22 protein-coding genes and 1 tRNA gene are annotated in these 15,441 nt (G+C 42.1%); 10 read left to right on the plus strand and 13 right to left on the minus strand.

The window, feature by feature from the left end; all coding sequences use genetic code 11:
• Nucleotides 1-3 precede the first annotated feature (3 nt).
• On the plus strand, nt 4-1,122 hold the full coding sequence (locus KAI37_RS16770; protein WP_220029859.1) for a DUF3800 domain-containing protein: 1,119 nt from the start codon (nt 4-6) through the stop codon (nt 1,120-1,122).
• Nucleotides 1,123-1,391: 269 nt separating this feature from the next.
• Here KAI37_RS16770 and KAI37_RS16775 read toward each other — a convergent pair whose 3' ends face one another.
• Entirely contained in the window at nt 1,392-1,763 is a 372-nt protein-coding gene (locus tag KAI37_RS16775) for a hypothetical protein (protein ID WP_220029860.1), read from the minus strand.
• Between the two features lie 779 nt (nt 1,764-2,542).
• On the opposite strand from KAI37_RS16775, the gene KAI37_RS16780 reads away from it, so the two are divergent.
• Both KAI37_RS16780 and KAI37_RS26805 read left to right on the plus strand, forming a co-directional pair.
• Nucleotides 2,543-2,977 (plus strand): site-specific integrase, encoded by a 435-nt coding sequence (locus KAI37_RS16780; protein WP_220029861.1) that lies wholly within the window; start codon nt 2,543-2,545, stop codon nt 2,975-2,977.
• Nucleotides 2,978-3,007: 30 nt separating this feature from the next.
• Entirely contained in the window at nt 3,008-3,235 is a 228-nt protein-coding gene (locus tag KAI37_RS26805) for a tyrosine-type recombinase/integrase (RefSeq protein WP_081366897.1), read from the plus strand.
• A 76-nt stretch (nt 3,236-3,311) separates the two neighbouring features.
• Here KAI37_RS26805 and KAI37_RS16790 read toward each other — a convergent pair.
• Nucleotides 3,312-3,397: transfer RNA gene (locus KAI37_RS16790), tRNA-Leu, on the minus strand.
• A gap of 247 nt (nt 3,398-3,644) precedes the next feature.
• On the opposite strand from KAI37_RS16790, the gene KAI37_RS16795 reads away from it, so the two are divergent.
• Nucleotides 3,645-3,803 (plus strand): hypothetical protein, encoded by a 159-nt coding sequence (locus tag KAI37_RS16795; protein ID WP_013311032.1) that lies wholly within the window; start codon nt 3,645-3,647, stop codon nt 3,801-3,803.
• Between the two features lie 129 nt (nt 3,804-3,932).
• Nucleotides 3,933-4,121: a hypothetical protein gene (locus KAI37_RS16800; protein WP_071641686.1), complete on the plus strand. Its 189-nt coding sequence runs from the start codon at nt 3,933-3,935 to the stop codon at nt 4,119-4,121.
• A gap of 77 nt (nt 4,122-4,198) precedes the next feature.
• On the opposite strand, the gene KAI37_RS16805 is transcribed toward KAI37_RS16800, so the two are convergent.
• The 3 genes from KAI37_RS16805 to KAI37_RS16815 form a co-directional block, all read right to left on the minus strand.
• Nucleotides 4,199-4,351 carry a hypothetical protein gene (locus tag KAI37_RS16805; protein ID WP_179085923.1) on the minus strand — a complete coding sequence of 51 codons (153 nt, stop codon included), beginning with the start codon at nt 4,349-4,351 and terminating at the stop codon, nt 4,199-4,201.
• A 95-nt stretch (nt 4,352-4,446) separates the two neighbouring features.
• On the minus strand, nt 4,447-4,773 hold the full coding sequence (locus KAI37_RS16810; protein ID WP_025723546.1) for a YnfA family protein: 327 nt from the start codon (nt 4,771-4,773) through the stop codon (nt 4,447-4,449).
• Nucleotides 4,774-4,825: 52 nt separating this feature from the next.
• Nucleotides 4,826-5,008, minus strand: a complete 183-nt coding sequence (locus tag KAI37_RS16815) for a hypothetical protein (protein WP_220029862.1) — start codon at nt 5,006-5,008, stop codon at nt 4,826-4,828.
• Nucleotides 5,009-5,361: 353 nt separating this feature from the next.
• Here KAI37_RS16815 and KAI37_RS16820 point away from each other — a divergent pair, with 353 nt between their 5' ends.
• The gene (locus KAI37_RS16820) at nt 5,362-5,640 is read left to right on the plus strand and encodes a hypothetical protein (RefSeq protein ID WP_104497022.1); all 279 of its coding nucleotides are present in this window, start codon (nt 5,362-5,364) and stop codon (nt 5,638-5,640) included.
• Nucleotides 5,641-5,671: 31 nt separating this feature from the next.
• A complete protein-coding gene (locus KAI37_RS16825) occupies nt 5,672-6,703 on the plus strand; it encodes a glycosyl hydrolase (RefSeq protein ID WP_023989401.1) in 1,032 nt (343 codons plus the stop codon).
• A 71-nt stretch (nt 6,704-6,774) separates the two neighbouring features.
• Here KAI37_RS16825 and KAI37_RS16830 read toward each other — a convergent pair whose 3' ends face one another.
• From KAI37_RS16830 to KAI37_RS16855, 6 genes are all read right to left on the minus strand, one after another.
• Nucleotides 6,775-6,990, minus strand: a complete 216-nt coding sequence (locus KAI37_RS16830) for a hypothetical protein (protein ID WP_013311038.1) — start codon at nt 6,988-6,990, stop codon at nt 6,775-6,777.
• A 186-nt stretch (nt 6,991-7,176) separates the two neighbouring features.
• Nucleotides 7,177-8,280 (minus strand): glycerol dehydrogenase, encoded by a 1,104-nt coding sequence (locus tag KAI37_RS16835; protein ID WP_023989402.1) that lies wholly within the window; start codon nt 8,278-8,280, stop codon nt 7,177-7,179.
• 133 nt (nt 8,281-8,413) lie between these two features.
• Entirely contained in the window at nt 8,414-8,962 is a 549-nt protein-coding gene (locus KAI37_RS16840) for a GNAT family N-acetyltransferase (RefSeq protein WP_071641690.1), read from the minus strand.
• 201 nt (nt 8,963-9,163) lie between these two features.
• A complete protein-coding gene (locus KAI37_RS16845) occupies nt 9,164-10,150 on the minus strand; it encodes a ketoacyl-ACP synthase III (RefSeq protein WP_220029863.1) in 987 nt (328 codons plus the stop codon).
• Nucleotides 10,151-10,181: 31 nt separating this feature from the next.
• Nucleotides 10,182-10,532: a hypothetical protein gene (locus tag KAI37_RS16850; RefSeq protein WP_071641694.1), complete on the minus strand. Its 351-nt coding sequence runs from the start codon at nt 10,530-10,532 to the stop codon at nt 10,182-10,184.
• Between the two features lie 185 nt (nt 10,533-10,717).
• The gene (locus KAI37_RS16855) at nt 10,718-11,371 is read right to left on the minus strand and encodes a cell wall hydrolase (protein ID WP_071641696.1); all 654 of its coding nucleotides are present in this window, start codon (nt 11,369-11,371) and stop codon (nt 10,718-10,720) included.
• Between the two features lie 457 nt (nt 11,372-11,828).
• Here KAI37_RS16855 and KAI37_RS16860 point away from each other — a divergent pair, with 457 nt between their 5' ends.
• Nucleotides 11,829-12,494, plus strand: a complete 666-nt coding sequence (locus KAI37_RS16860; RefSeq protein ID WP_220029864.1) for a cupin domain-containing protein — start codon at nt 11,829-11,831, stop codon at nt 12,492-12,494.
• Nucleotides 12,495-12,606: 112 nt separating this feature from the next.
• Entirely contained in the window at nt 12,607-12,837 is a 231-nt protein-coding gene (locus tag KAI37_RS16865; protein WP_071641702.1) for an LSm family protein, read from the plus strand.
• Between the two features lie 189 nt (nt 12,838-13,026).
• Here KAI37_RS16865 and KAI37_RS26510 read toward each other — a convergent pair whose 3' ends face one another.
• Entirely contained in the window at nt 13,027-13,155 is a 129-nt protein-coding gene (locus tag KAI37_RS26510) for a hypothetical protein (RefSeq protein WP_256703311.1), read from the minus strand.
• A gap of 168 nt (nt 13,156-13,323) precedes the next feature.
• On the opposite strand from KAI37_RS26510, the gene KAI37_RS16870 reads away from it, so the two are divergent.
• A complete protein-coding gene (locus tag KAI37_RS16870) occupies nt 13,324-13,590 on the plus strand; it encodes a DUF2642 domain-containing protein (protein WP_025719729.1) in 267 nt (88 codons plus the stop codon).
• Nucleotides 13,591-13,660: 70 nt separating this feature from the next.
• On the opposite strand, the gene KAI37_RS16875 is transcribed toward KAI37_RS16870, so the two are convergent.
• The gene (locus tag KAI37_RS16875; protein WP_220029865.1) at nt 13,661-15,214 is read right to left on the minus strand and encodes a GH25 family lysozyme; all 1,554 of its coding nucleotides are present in this window, start codon (nt 15,212-15,214) and stop codon (nt 13,661-13,663) included.
• Between the last annotated feature and the right edge of the window lie 227 nt (nt 15,215-15,441).

The raw sequence follows: 15,441 nt of genomic DNA on the forward strand, positions 1-15,441 counted from the left end.
CATATGATAAAAATTAATGTTAATGAGAATAGAGATGAAATTATAATGTTTCAAGGATTACAAAACATGGATGAAGAATACACCTTTTATTATGACGAAACAAACAACGGCAGGAAGTTTCATCTAGAAAAAGGTTATTTTAATATTTCCGTCGATCAGAATTTTATTTTGGGAGGTCTTGTGTATGATGGGCGAGGTAGCGTTATTGATACTACTGATTTGTTTCAAAGCTTGAAATTGCAAAAAACTACCACTGAGATTAAATTCAAACATATTGCTTCTGGGGAGTTAATTGATGTGTTGAAGTCAAAGAAAATGAACCAGATCCTCAAGTGGATTTATTCCCACAATCTCTATTTACACTATACAAATTTGAATCCTCTGTATTTTGGAATTGTTGATATTATTGATTCTGCAATAGTCTCTTCAGCTACTACAACTGCTTTTGATATTAGTTTTGCTAATCATGTGAAAAATGAGTTTTATTTAGCGTTAAACGAAAATATCGAAAAAACAGTAGAGATTTTCTTTGAGTATGGGTATCCAAGTATTGATAAAGATAGGATTGGAAATTTTATTGATGACATAATTGAACTCGTAACACCATACAGGGATGTTCACAAAAGCCATTTAGGGATTGAAACGGCAATTCAAATTCTTAAGGCCTCCAAAAAAAAGAAAAAGTTGCCTTTCACTGAAGATGGAACTAAGTATACTTTAATGCATGATTATTCAATTTTTTATATGCAACCCCTATGTATGTTTAAAAATTCTATGCATTATTTTGATCGAGAAGACTTAATTAAAACTATATTGGAGCAGTACGATTTTTTAGATGGTAATAGAAAGTTAGACCACTATGAATTCGTTGATTCTAAAGAAAATGGACTCATACAGCTATCTGACATAATGATGGGGTTCCTTGGAAAATTGTATGCCTTCGTTAGACAAAAATCTGTAAATGATATAAAAAATATAAGAGGTAATTTGGGTGAGATTGAAAGGGGAAATCTGGACCTGATTAATAAGCTAACGTGGAGGTCACAAATAAAATGTAAAGGATTCTTATTCAAGTCAATTAGTGATGATGAAAAGATAAAGGAACGTATTCTATTGCCATGACAAAGATGTTATCGCATCTGACATTGACGGATAATGAAGAAATCATTAATACAGGAGCATTAACAAAAGAGAACTAAGCTAACGGGGAACGATAGTTCAATAAAATATCGGATTTCTTGGATTTTATTTCCTCTTCCTGCGGTTTATTTTATTTTGAGTGCAGTCTAATACTTATCCCAACTTATAGAAACAAAGCCCTCTTTTTAAGAGGGCTTTTGTTCTTTTGTTTATACAGTATTAATTTATTTGTTGCTGGATAATTACGGATTTTATTTAAGGGAAGCTATAGCTTTATTTATTTCTTCTAATTCAGTCTTATATTTAGTAATATCATTTTCAATATTGTTTAATTCTTTCTTTGTTTTTTCCGCATTCGATTCTCCAATAGCAATAGCTTTTTCTGAATTAAACGGATTGGATTCCAACAATTTATTTGCAATGTCGAGTTCTTTTGATAACTTCTGCTTGCTATTTTCGGATTCTGAAATATATTTTTCTAGTTCAGTTTTTCTTTGTTCTAATCTCTCTATACTCCAACCTATATATTTCCCTACTTTTTCTACATTATCAAGATTGGAGTTTTTTTCAGGACTAGATGCAGATGTTGTACTAGCTACAGTTAAACAGTACGTTGGCATCAAATATGGCGCTCCAGTAGCCAAAGGTCCAGGTTACGCACATGCATACGGCACGATTGAACGCCCAACTATTACGGCGGTATCATAATAAGTTTTAAAGTCGAAGAGGCGATTGCTGAAAGCGCAGCATTGTTAGCGCAGGCTGAGATTGGTGAAAATGGAGGACAATATCCTCAACAATCGGCAGATGCATTCAAGGAGGCCGTTACAGCGGTTGACAGTAGACCTAGGCCTAAATGCTGACGGCACCCGCAACCGACCACGTACATCTATCACAATTGAAGAGCCGGCGTTAATGAAACTGTCTGCAAAATGTGCAAAATTATCGAAGCCCCGAAAAAATCAAGAGAATATCTGGATGATCAGTTGGCGGATTTCAAACGAGAAGTATTAAGCGGAAATTATATCGCGCCATCAAAAATGACTTTCAAGGACTTTTACGAAAATGAATGGAAACCAAAACATGCTGTGATTGAATATAAAAACGGCACCACTCTAAAATCACATTGTTCGAAAATCAACAATCACGTATTACCGAAGATTGGACACAAACTACTTGATGAGATCACGACAATGGAATTGGTTAAGTTATTTACTGATCTACGAAAACCAGGCGCTCGCGTCGACAAACGAGGAGGCAAAGACAAACTATCGTCTCGAACGGTTCAATACGCTTATGATGTGACGATGAACATTTTTAAACGGTCTGTTGAAGGGACCGTTATCAAAACAAACCCAATGGATGGCGTTAAGCGGCCTCAGATTAGCAAAGAGAATAAAAGGTGCGAAAGGATCGGAAAAATTACTACGAAGAAGATGAAGCGACAGCTGTAATTGATGCGCTACTCAAAACTAAATCGGTATGGCGTATGTATTTTCTTGCGGCAATTATCGGAGGTTTTAGACGCGGAGAGTTAATTGCACTTGAAATTGATGACTGCGACTTTGTGAATTGTAGGCTGCGGATTGACGAGAGTATATCAAACACTGAAGACGGTCAGGCCGACATAACGGACACTAAGAACGAAGCATCAAACGACTATGTGGACATGCCTCTGTGGTATATGGAAGAGTTGGCCGCTCACATCAAAGTGTGCCGGAAGCTAAAAATGAAACTGATGGACAAGTGGCAAGGTGGCGATCGCAATTTCGTATTCCATTCCGGCTACGGCAAGCCTTACTACCATACTACACCGACACAACGGTGGAAAGATTGATGTGAGAAAAACGGGTTTCGATATGTAACCCTGCACGGCCTACGGCATACGAATGCAACGTACTTATTAGAGCAAGGCGCATCTATTAAAGAGATTCAACATCGACTGAGACATGCTACATCGCAAGTCACCAGCGATACGTATGCCCACGTAACAAAAAGGCTCAGCCGCAAGACCGCTTCGCACCTTGATAAGTTCGATCCGAGAATCCGTCCCCAATCCGTCCCCAACGGCAAAAACGACGCTCATTCTTCTTGATTTTGGCGATTCTAAAAATCCCATACAAAAACAAAAGATCCCTTATGTATCAAGGGATCTCAGGTTCTTTTCTAAGTGCCGAGGACCGGGATCGAACCGGTACGGTAGTCACCTACCGCAGGATTTTAAGTCCTGTGCGTCTGCCAATTCCGCCACCCCGGCATAAATTTAGGAACGCTAATCTTTACACTTACTTGTCTTACAAGTATCTAAGAAACACACATCTGATTAAAAAGTGTTCTCGTTATGTAAATGTCGTTCAATTGGGCACCAACATATAATACGATAATTTTATCGAATTGTAAAGTGTTTTTCAAAAAAAATAATAAAATTATCTTTTTGTATAACTTGTGCACATTTGAATTACACTAATAAACGTCTTTCCAAACTACCAGAAGGGGTGTTACGAATGCGTGAAGGTATGATTCCAGCTGTTCTTGGAACGGTAGTATCGGCTTCAGGCGCTGTGTTGCTGAGCAGTAAGTACAAACTTGCAGCTACAGGCATTCTCGGTTTCGGACTGGCTCATGTAGTTCTGGGAGCGATTGATCTGATTGAGCATCGCTAGTTGTTTGGGAAGTGCCGGGCGGGATTTACTCCCCCCGGTTTTATTTTTATCAACGTTTAGTCTGAAGCACAAACGTTTATGTAAAGTATAGAAGCTGAATGTACCTAATAAAAGGAGCTGTGATGTGCTATGAGAGATAATAACTCTGAAAAGAATCGTACTGACGATCAAATCGAACATAAACAATCCCTGGGCAAGCGCGAGCCAGGATTTAATCGCATTCCTGACACCGATGAAGATACACCTGCTGCTACTGATATGATTGATGAAGCCATAGGTCGCGGGATAGACAAGTTACGTAACGATTTCACAAAATAAAGCATGGGTAATAGGACACAGGTTTGTGAGCAGTCCTTAATTCATTTGTTTTGATATGTACAGTGATTTCGTAAAAATCACTTAAAAATCAGCATGATCCAGCCAATGATTGATATCCACAGCACGATGCTGATTAAGAGTCCACATATGATACCAAAAGAGAAATTACCTTCACTCTTCGGTACAGCACTACCAAATTTCAATCTAAGCTTCATTTGATTCCAGTTCATAGAACCCCCTCCTTAAGTTCTATTTCGGAATATGAAGCTTATTATTGTAGACCTATAGTCATGTTTTTAAAAATAAAATAGGGTTTTTCGTCCTATCACCCTGGTCGCGGAAACAGGATTACAGCTATACCGACCAAACAAATCAATCCACCAATGAAATCGTACAAGTCGGGTGTCTTTTTATCAATCCACCAGCCCCATGCAATGGAAAGAACAATAAAGACACCACCATATGCTGCATATACACGCCCAAAGGAGGAAAAAACCTGAAAGGTAGCAATGATTCCATACACAGCCAAAATTACTCCGCCGCAAAGTCCGACATACCATGTCTTTCCTTCACGCAGCCACTGCCAAATCAAATATCCTCCTCCAATTTCAGCGATACCAGCCAATATAAAAAGTAAAGCTGCCTTTAACACCATTTCACATCCCTAATTCTTCAAATTCTTTTCGATTTTTTTGGATATCTCATTAGAGCAGTCGACCTAAAAGGATAATCAATGCAATCACGCCAACCAGAATCAGCAGGTTGCTGACCTGACGCCATAAGCTAGGCACTCCCTCGGAGTGAAGCTTCCGCTGATTGGCATCAAAGTTCGCTTTGGCTCCTTCAGCATCTGCTGATCTAGAGAATGGTCTGTTTTCTTCATTCATAAGAGCACCTCCTTTTCAATCCACTTTAATCATACCAAACTTTTCCGTCGATTTCGCATTGCTCTTATGCATATACTTACCATATATTTCAGATTGCATCTTCATATATGTGAAGTGTACATCCATATGTCAATATTTCGCTGAATATAAAGTATGATGTCGAATCAAGGTAGAGTGGGTATTTAGACGTCTTTCATTGCAGGACGGTAGTTATGGTATAATTTAGTCAACTTGTTCAAGATCGTAACCAGCGCTCATTTGTTTACTCAACTTGTAATTAAATTGACATCTAAGAATCCACATCCCGGTTACAACCTGCATATTCTGTTTGTAAACCCAGGAGGAGGATACCGATGTCCCCAATCTTTATAGCAAGTTTAATGATGATGGGCATATTTTTATTTCAGGCAGCCATCGTTCTCGGCATCATACATTGGATTTCAAAACGAACCCAACGTCCAGCACAAACCAAAATGTATCTTGCAATGGGTTTGCTCGTTGTAATTTTAGGCTTCCTTGTATGGGACAACTGGATACACTCACAGGAATTCAATGGATGGGCCACGATTAGTCTGCTGGTGATTATTATTAGCGCCTATATACAGCTTAGAAAGCAAAAAGAAAAATACTAATCCCATTACCATGCATCAAAGGAGGAGCGCCATGAAATCTCACTCAACACGCTTTTGGTTACAGAGGGTGCTACTGCTAATGCTTGTTTTACTCTTCAGCGGCTCTCAGCAATCATTCATTGTTGCCGATGCCGCCCCCCCAATTAATGTTCAGGCCTCTGCCAAAGCCAAGCAATTACTTGCCTACCTATCTAATGTACCGGATGATATGCTAATTTCCGGGCAGCATGATTACTTAGAGGCACCGGATGAACAAAATAACAAGCTACAACAAATCAGCGGACAATACGCAGGACTTCACGGCTATGAGTTTGGAGGATTGGCTAACCAGTCCCGTACGGCCCTACGAGAGCAACGTCAGCATGTTGTGAATAGTGCTATCCAATGGAGTCAGGACGGCGGAATCGTAGCTGTTACCTTCCATCAGGCGCTACCAGGCAAACCCAAAACGTGGAAAAACGTACAAGCAAAAATTACTCAAGCTGAATTTAATCGTTACATCACGCCGGGTACCCCGCAATATAAACAACTGATCGCCGATCTGGATGAGGTGGCTCTGTCCCTTAAGACCTTACGAGACGCGGATGTACCTGTTTTATGGAGGCCCTATCATGAAATGAACGGCAACTGGTTTTGGTGGGGGAACAAGCAAAATTACGCTAAGTTGTGGAATCTAATGTATGATCGGTTCACTCATGTCCATCATCTGGATAACCTGTTGTGGGTGTGGAGTCCCAATGCCCCAAACGCATATAGCACTCCCTATAATCTGTCCTTCCCAGGTATTAACCGTGTAGATATTCTTGCAGCTGATATCTATAACAATGATTACAAACCCTCCTACTACACCGAATTGCTAAAGCTTGCGCAGGGCAAGCCTATGGGAATCGGAGAAAGTGATATTCTGCCAAGTGCGAAGGTGCTGCAAAACCAGCCAGCCTGGGCCTATGCCATGACATGGGGAAAGGAGCTGTCTGCAACCAATTCACAAGCAGCAATCAGACATTTTATGAACCAAAATAATATCATCACACGAGACCTTCTTCATGAATCCCTCCGCTGAAAGAAAAAAGCTTCCACTTCGCTCTAGGAGCAAAGTGGAAGCTTTTTTATACCAAATCCAAATAAAGCACTCTAACTATTTCTAATAACCTCTTCTAGATCAATATCGGCATACGCCTCTTCACCAAGATGTACGGATACAATGGTGTAGATCCGCTTGGACAGTCTAGACATCAGCCGATCACCCGGTGCTACAGAATATTCTTCCCGATAATCTCCAATTTTGTGAAAACCGCTGGACATATGGATGTACAAGTTGCCCCTACGTGTTTTACCATGCACCAACATCAAATCTCCTCCTGCTGTGTAACCAACCTAATTTCCCTGTTACATGTATATCGGTCAGAACAAGATAGGATATAAGTCCCTGGTACCCTCTTTCGTTTCACATGTTAGTGCACGTAAACGAAACGGGTCTGCCAGTGATGTGACAGACCCGTTTTTGTAAACCCATTTCCGTGATTTAGGAAGAAACTATTCTTGATAGGATTCTGCTATTGCATTCGCTGCAATGATTGCATTGTACACGTCAGCAGGACTAACCGGGAACGGCATGTTGACCATTGTATCATTCGATGCACAAGCAGCTTCAGCCACTTGGCGCCATTCAGCCTCAACAAATTCCTCTACACCCAAGTCACGAAGCGTCAATGGAAGACCTACATCCTTAACCAGTTTAATCACGGTTTCCAGTTCTTCCTTCGGTGCATTTTCCAGCACTAGCTGGGTTAACAAACCGAATGTAACTTTCTCACCATGCTGTGCTTTATGAAGCGAAGGAACAGCCGTCATGCCGTTATGAATGGCGTGTGCTGCTGCCAACCCACCTGATTCTGCACCAACACCGCTCAGATAAATGGTAGCTTCAATCGTATCCTCCACCGCACGAGTATATACTTTACGATCTACAGCACGTTTGGCCTTCACAGCATTTTCCAGCAACGTATCATAACAAAGACGAGCAAGTCCCAGTCCTGTAGTGGAAGGCTTGTTCAGAACCAGGTTATCCCCGTTAGCCTGATAGCAAGCACGAGCTTCAAAATAAGTGGCCAGTGCGTCACCGATTCCAGCTGCAAAGAAACGTGCAGGCGCTGCTGCCAGAATGCCTGTATCCGCCAGTACAACGTCTGGATTAGTAGGCAGGAACAGATATTCATCAAAAGAGCCATCTTTTTTGTATATAACCGCAAGCGCGGTACATGGAGCATCTGTAGAAGCAATCGTTGGGAAAATAACAACAGGCAGCTTTTCATAATAAGCTGTTGCCTTGGCGGTATCCAACGTTTTTCCCCCGCCAATCCCTATGATAATGTTCGAACCATGTTTACGCACTAATTCACGGTTACGATCAATCTCTTCTTTTGTACATTCATATTGAAATTTCTCGAAGACCACCTGGTTACCAGCTGCTTCAATCGAAGCACCTGCCTCCTTTTGGGCCCTTTCAAGTATGAACTCATCACAAATAACAAAGGCTTTATCGCCATAATCCTTAATATAGTCATTTAACGACGAGAGCAGATTTTGCCCAGAAATAAATTTCTTGGGTGAAGTGACGGACCTTACAACGTTTGCCATGTAAATTCCTCCTCAGCTTTGACTCATACTCAAATTAATAATGATTTGGGCATGTGACCCCTTAACTATAAACCTCTTTTCACGTTATTAAAAGGCTTATTATGGAATATTTTATGAACAAATTGTGTATCTATTATACTTGAACAGTCGAGCTCCATTCAGAATACAGGATACCCATCATGATACGATCATAACTATTACCATCACGAAGAACAGCGGAACGAACTCTACCCTCAAGCTGGAACCCCGCCTTCTCATAAGTTCGTATCGCTTGTGTATTGTACTCAATCACATCCAAGCCGACCCGATTTAAATTGAGTTCATAAAACGCATAACGAAGAATGAGACCTACAGCTTCTGCCCCAAAACCCTTGCCACGGTAGTCCGTATTACCTATACCTATTGCCAGCTGCCCGCTGCGATTATTCCACTCAATTCCGTGGATAGCAACAAATCCGATCAAGACATCATCTGCCAATGTTCTTAATCGAAAATAGACCTCGTTAGAGCTGGGAGATCCTTCTGACTCCATCTGTTTCAACGTGTAAGGGAGCGCCAAATCCGTATCTACATTTCGCAGATACTTCGCATCCTCACCCCATTTGAACATCACTTCGGCATCTTCTTCCCTGACTGCGGCTAGTTTTATTCGTTCTCCATAAAATAAATTTTCGATCTTAATGACCCTTCAGCTCCTATTATGAATTGTGTGCCATGTTTTCTGTCATAATTGTCATGCTATCCGATGTCCGCAAAATAAGCTCTCCCTTATGTACTCAATGTTTAAATTTTACAAAACAATCAAACATAACACAACCAAATCATTACAATTGTCAATTTGTGATACACAAAAAGACCTTGCAGTTGCAAGGCCTTCATATTCCTAGTATTTAAATAACATAGCAACCAGTTGATATCCAGCTCCAATCGTCCAGAACAGTACATAATCACCGCGCCGGATACGACCCGATTCAATACCTTCATATAGAGCAATGAACGGGCTACTGGTACCTGTGTAACCATATCGATCTCCCACATAAATCATTTGGGCATCCTCTAGCTCCAAGTGATCCTGAATCTTCAATACATTTGCTAGCGAGAACTGAGACAGACAATAAGCCCGTACATCCCGAGGCGTCAGCCCATTCTTTTTTAAAATGCGTTCAAGCAGATCAAATGTTGGAGGCAAGGCCATATTGGCGTCGAACGGAAGCCACTGAATATATTTTCCGGGGGCGTTCCTTTGGAGTGTTGCCGCTAACCCCTGAGCCGGGTACAAAATTTTATCTATATTGACTGGGTCCGTAAAATACATAGAATCTATAAATCCGGTGTCTTCTTCTGTACGCTCCAAAATAGCCGCACATGCAGCATCTCCATAGTTCGCATAAGTAATCTCATCCTCTGGACCGGAAATGAGTGAATTATAATCCGAACCGATAATAAGCGCTGTCCGCACGTCAGGATTAGATAACATCGACCGACTGACTTGATCGACAACGACTGTCATCCCTGCACAATTCGCGTTGGAATCCATCACGGCCACATCATGTCTGGCCCCAATCGCCTGGTGAACAAACAATGCATTCATCGGAAACAGTGACTCAGGAACTTGAGTGGAGAACACGATCATATCCACGTCACGGCCTGTCATACCAGCCTGTTCCAGAGCTTTTTGCGCAGCCGCAATTCCCATTGTTAGACCGTTTTCGTTCGGATCATCAATGATATAACGCTGTTTTCTACCCATATGCTCCATGAAGCGTCGAATATCTTTGCCCCGCTCGTCAAAATGGCGAACATAGTATTCGTTATCCAACGAATGGGACGGATGGTACACACCCAGTGCTTTTATTTTGATATGGCTCATCAGGCTTCCCCCTTACACATACGTCAGCGCATTATTGTACAACAATATCTACGTTGTTTAATCCTGCTTCGCGTGCTACTCGACCAAGCTGCATTTTAATAATGGTTTGTTGAAGGCTGATGCCAAAGATTACTTTGGTAAATCCAGTTTCTTTATAACGTACAAATGAGCCCTTCAATTTTTCCACTTCTCCCGGACCCAAAAGTGCCATCTGGGTACAATCTACCTTGAGTGTAAAGTTGGACGCCTGAATGGATGAGGTTTTGGCTACATAATCTTTTACAAAGCTATCATACTCTTCCTGGCTAAAAACTCCATTCACCGCCATATGTACCGTTTTCATGGCTTGATCTACTTCGATAGTGTAAGGATGTTGACTCATTTTAGAAAGACTCCTTTAATTTCATTTTTTTGTCTATTAAGAGTATCGGAATAATAGGTAGAATTTTTAATATTAAATTAGATAAACCGCCACTAAAATATTACAAATTTGTGAATATAAAAAAACCGTCACTACTCCTAGAAGAAGCACCTGACGGCTGGAAATTTGCGTATTCTCATGTGAAATTAATTCGTAAACGTATGGCGACCGAGTGAGATGACAGCCGGACGACTTTTACTCCATTTGGCTGTGGCAATGGCCGGGTTGTAATAAAACAAGGACCCATTGGTCGGATCAGCACCATTAAGTGCCTGTCTGGCTGCACGATACGCAGTCTTGTTTGGTTTCAGACGGTACTGACCATCCTGTACAGCGGTGAATTGGCCAGGCTGCAAAATAACGTCCGGGATCGAGCTTGGAAACTCGCCGGACTGAACACGGTTTAATACGACAGCGCCGACAGCCACTTGACCTTCAAACGATTCTCCGCGCGCCTCAGAATAAATGATACGAGCCAGTTGATCCAGCGCGGTTACGCGCACCTCTCCGAAGGATTCGAGCTTGGCTTGTGTAGCCGCTCCGGCTACTCCATCAGGTGTCAGACCATTATCCCGTTGAAAACGAGCTACCGCTTTACTGGTCAGAGAACCATAGTACCCAGTAAACCCGGCTTTGAAATAACCGAGCGAATGAAGCTGCTGTTGAAGCTCCAGCACCCGTTCGCTTTGAACCCCTTTCTTCAAAGCTGACGATTGTGCTTGTGCTTGTCCTGGTGCGACTGACAATACAGTACCTAACATACATGCGCAGGACAGGATTAAAATAGATAATTTTTTCATATTCCAGACAACCTCCTCTTTCATGTTCTGTCCGGTGCAACCATTCCGGCCTGTACAACTCAGGGACGTTTATCCGATCATGTTTCTTATGACATTGCTTATGCCTAGCTGCAGAAATGACGTGTGGCTACATATGGAATGGGACAATCATGCTTTTACACGTCCGTTGCAGTATACCACAAGCCGCATTTACGTATCATCCGGCTCTGGTCCTAAGACTACCCAAGCAAATAAAACACCATACCTAAAGGGATGGCGTGTATTAAAAGCAATGGATCATGTCCCGGCCACACTTGAATACGTGACTTTTTTCGCTATTTTTCGCTTTAATCTGCCCGGGACCGGAGCCTGATTTCTACTAATTCAAATCACATATCCGCGCACACATACATGGGCGTATGCATAGGGTAGCGTACGATCATCAAATTTCGAATAACAGAAAGGCAGGAAACGACGCGTGAATTCATATATGGATTACACCTCTCCTACTGTACAATTCACCTATGATTTAAAAGACAATGTTTTGTTTCAGAAGGATGCTCAAAACTCGATCAATGAGCTGTCGATCCAGCAGCTGAATACATTGGCAAATGTATCGCTGCTGGATATTCGCCTAAGCACAGCTAATGTTGTGGAGCCTCACTATCACCAAAATGCCACAGAACTGATATACTGCATCTCTGGGGCAGTAACCGTGTCACTGATTAATCCCTTCACCCTCGAGTTACGACATTTTCCGATCACACCTGGCCAAGTGGCTAACGTTCCCCAGGGATGGTGGCATTATCTGGTCGCCACGATGGACAACACTCATTTGTTGGCCATTTTTAATGCTCCGACCCCTGATTTCATACTGGGCTCCGACATTTTGCGGCTAACGCCAAGTAACATTCTGGCTCATACTTACTGCCTGAATGAGAATAAGATTCAGGAAGCACTCTCCCCTATTAAAAAGCCTGTCATCATCGGTCCTCCCAATGACTGCAAGCAGCAGCCTCCTCGAAAACCCGGGATACATGTAAGGCTTGCCGATACTTCAGCACACCCTCAGATCGCCTCCCAAAGCGGTTACGCCCATACCCATGGATATCCTGGCTTTTCTTTTAATCCCTATCAAGATTAGGCTAACTCTGGTCAGGCTTTAAGTTCGAGGGAATACCTTTTCCCTGTATGTTCGCCGTTACCATAAGACCTTCCCTCTCATAAAATGCCAATGTATAAGAGGGGGTGATGGAATGGACGCTTATTACAACTGTTTGAACTGTATGAATAAAAGGGTGCGTGTTCTCACCGTTGACGGAAAACAGTACGAAGGAACCATTATGGATGTGGATCGTAATAATGTGTACTTAAAAACAGAACGGAACGGACGTGTACAAACGTCTGCCTTTTATCCTGGCTACGGGTATGGGAATCAAATCTTAACTTTAAGCCTGTTTACCCTGCTGGCGATTGCGTTAATTTAATCCCTGAGCCATTGTCCGTTCCTGTCTATAGATGCCAATGTACCTCAAATGACAGCTGCCCAGCCCGGCACAGATTGTGTAGGGCTTGTACGCTGTTATTTGGGGTGTTTTATCATATGTTTCATCCTTTAAAACACTTAACCCCCCATTGGTTATATACCAATGGGGGGTTAAGCTACTCATTTCAATTTAAATCCATAAAGACTTCGTAATGATAACAAGCAAAATGAACAGTACCAGGATAGCTCCTGTCGATGTCCATACTCCTGGGTAGCCCCCTACTGAACCGCCGCCACAACCTCTTTCACATTCACTCATGGTCATTGCCTCCTTCAATTCAAGGTACAACATAGCTTATGTATTGAGCTTTCCTATGGACCGGGCTTTTCGGCAATGTTATGAATGTTTTCGCTGATGGGCATTAGCCTACACCTTTCCTAGGCAGGAGCATAGGATAACACAACTAATCTTGAAGGAGTGAAGCAATTGAATTCAAATCAAATGCTCAATTACAACGTTAATCAACCTTTTCCTCACCATCCTACCTCTCACCACGTCGTGGTTCACCCTGTAGATCCATACGTCGTAGAAACATTAAAATCGGTGATCGGCAAGTACGTTGTACTTGAGACAACACGTGGCAGAATTGATGGATGCGTAGTCGATTGTAAGCCCGACCATGTCATTTTAGATGTATACGGAAAAAAATTCTTTGTTCGTATCAGCGAAATCGTATGGATCATGCCCAACTAAACAAATCAGACATTAAAAATCCTCGCAGATCCGTTCTGGATTCGCGAGGATTGATCAAGACATGATTATGCTAATCGAGCTCTCCTGTTAGTGAAGCCCGGAGTTCATCTATCGTTCCGTTGTATTCATCCAAATCGACCTGGCCTCGAATACCCGGAACACTGCCTGTACTACTGTACTGCCAAGCCCACCAGTTATTCCAAGCTGGAACCGCGGTCGGCTTTTGCGTAGTGCTGTATCGGGCTACCCACAGTTTATACATAGAAAATGTAGGATCAAACTGGGAAGCAAAAACATTACCCGTGTATACGATCGGCTGACGCCCGGTAAGTCTCTCCATTTCATCCAAAAAGGCACGAGCCACTTCACTAATTTGCGCAGGAGTAAGGCCTTTGGGGTTATTTTCATAATCCATCACAGGAGGCAGATCCAGCCTTCCTCCTGCTGAATCTATAGCCCTGGCAAAATTAGCGGCTTCCTGACGAGCTCCATCCGCGGTAGTAGCGTTCAAAAAGTGGTAAGCGCCGACCAAGATGTTAGCATCTCTGGCACCCTGTACATTTATCAAAAATTGATTATCTTGATATTTTGTGCCCTCTGTAGCCTTAATAAAAGCAAATGTCTTGCCTGCTGCTGCCACTTGCTGCCAATCAATATTGCCATTATAGTGTGAGACGTCAATTCCTTGCGCGTGTCCATCAGAAGAAATCGCAGGTACAACAGGTATAGTAGGTATAGTAGGTATAACGTCCTCGGTAGTTGATGGCTCCTCTGTTTTCTGATCCAACGCTATAACAACCTTACCATCATCCGCATTGAGTACATGAAAGGGTGTGCTGTGATTAAGATCAACCACAATACGTACCGATGCGGGGGTTGTACTAAACATGGAGTATCTTACTTGGGAAACATCTGGATCTTCAGTGACTGGAAAACTTCCTTGTCCACTACTGTCAAATGATTGCGATGCTAGAAATTCCTCAGAAAACGTTGAACTAGGTATGTCTACAACAATACGGTCTGCATGAGTCAACGTAGTTACTTTGGGGGTTGCTTTTCCATTAACAGCTATAGTCAATTGGTGATTAGCGAAGCTAATTTGGTTTATAGCTGTACGCGCACTCTCTTTAGGATTACTTACAGCTGGAGTAGCAGAATGATCATGAGTGGACTCGCTATTGCCGCTTGAAGTAGGCGGAGTCGTCAGGAACACAGTTTTAAGCTCGTTGTTCCAGGCCACATCAATCCCTGTCTGTTCGGACACAAAGCGAAGCGGAACATAAGTCGTCCCCTCTCTAAGCAAAGGGGCTACAGCCAATCCCATTTGATGATCATTGACAGAGGCTATGGGATTGTTGACCTGAAGACTTAGGTTAAGATTTTCCTTATGTATAGTTATGGTCCCTGTCTTGGACTCCCAATTCACGCTATAACCCAATTCCTCTACAATGAGACGGAGTGGAACCAGTACATTCCCCTTTACTTCTTGAATCTGAACACCTTTGCCAACACTTATATCTTTACCATCCAACTGAAGATGTGAGCTCGAAGATGCAGCATGACCTTCTCTTGGAAATGCTAGTAGAAACAGAAACAAAAAAGCAAATAAACAAATTTTCTTCATTATGTACCCTACCATTCTCTAAATTTTCGCTTATGAAATTCTTGCAATCTATGATTCTCAGGACCTCCATTTTGATAGACGCGAATCATATGTAAAAAGTTACGATTGATTCAGTATATATTTCAGTCTTATCATACAAAAGCACTAAAAAACTCTGCCAGCTATACAGCAAGCAGAGCTTTTTCCAGTTTTATTAATCTAGTTTACTAGCAATCTTATCACAAACG

The organism is Paenibacillus sp. S25, from assembly GCF_019454085.1.
GTDB lineage: Bacteria > Bacillota > Bacilli > Paenibacillales > Paenibacillaceae > Paenibacillus > Paenibacillus polymyxa_B.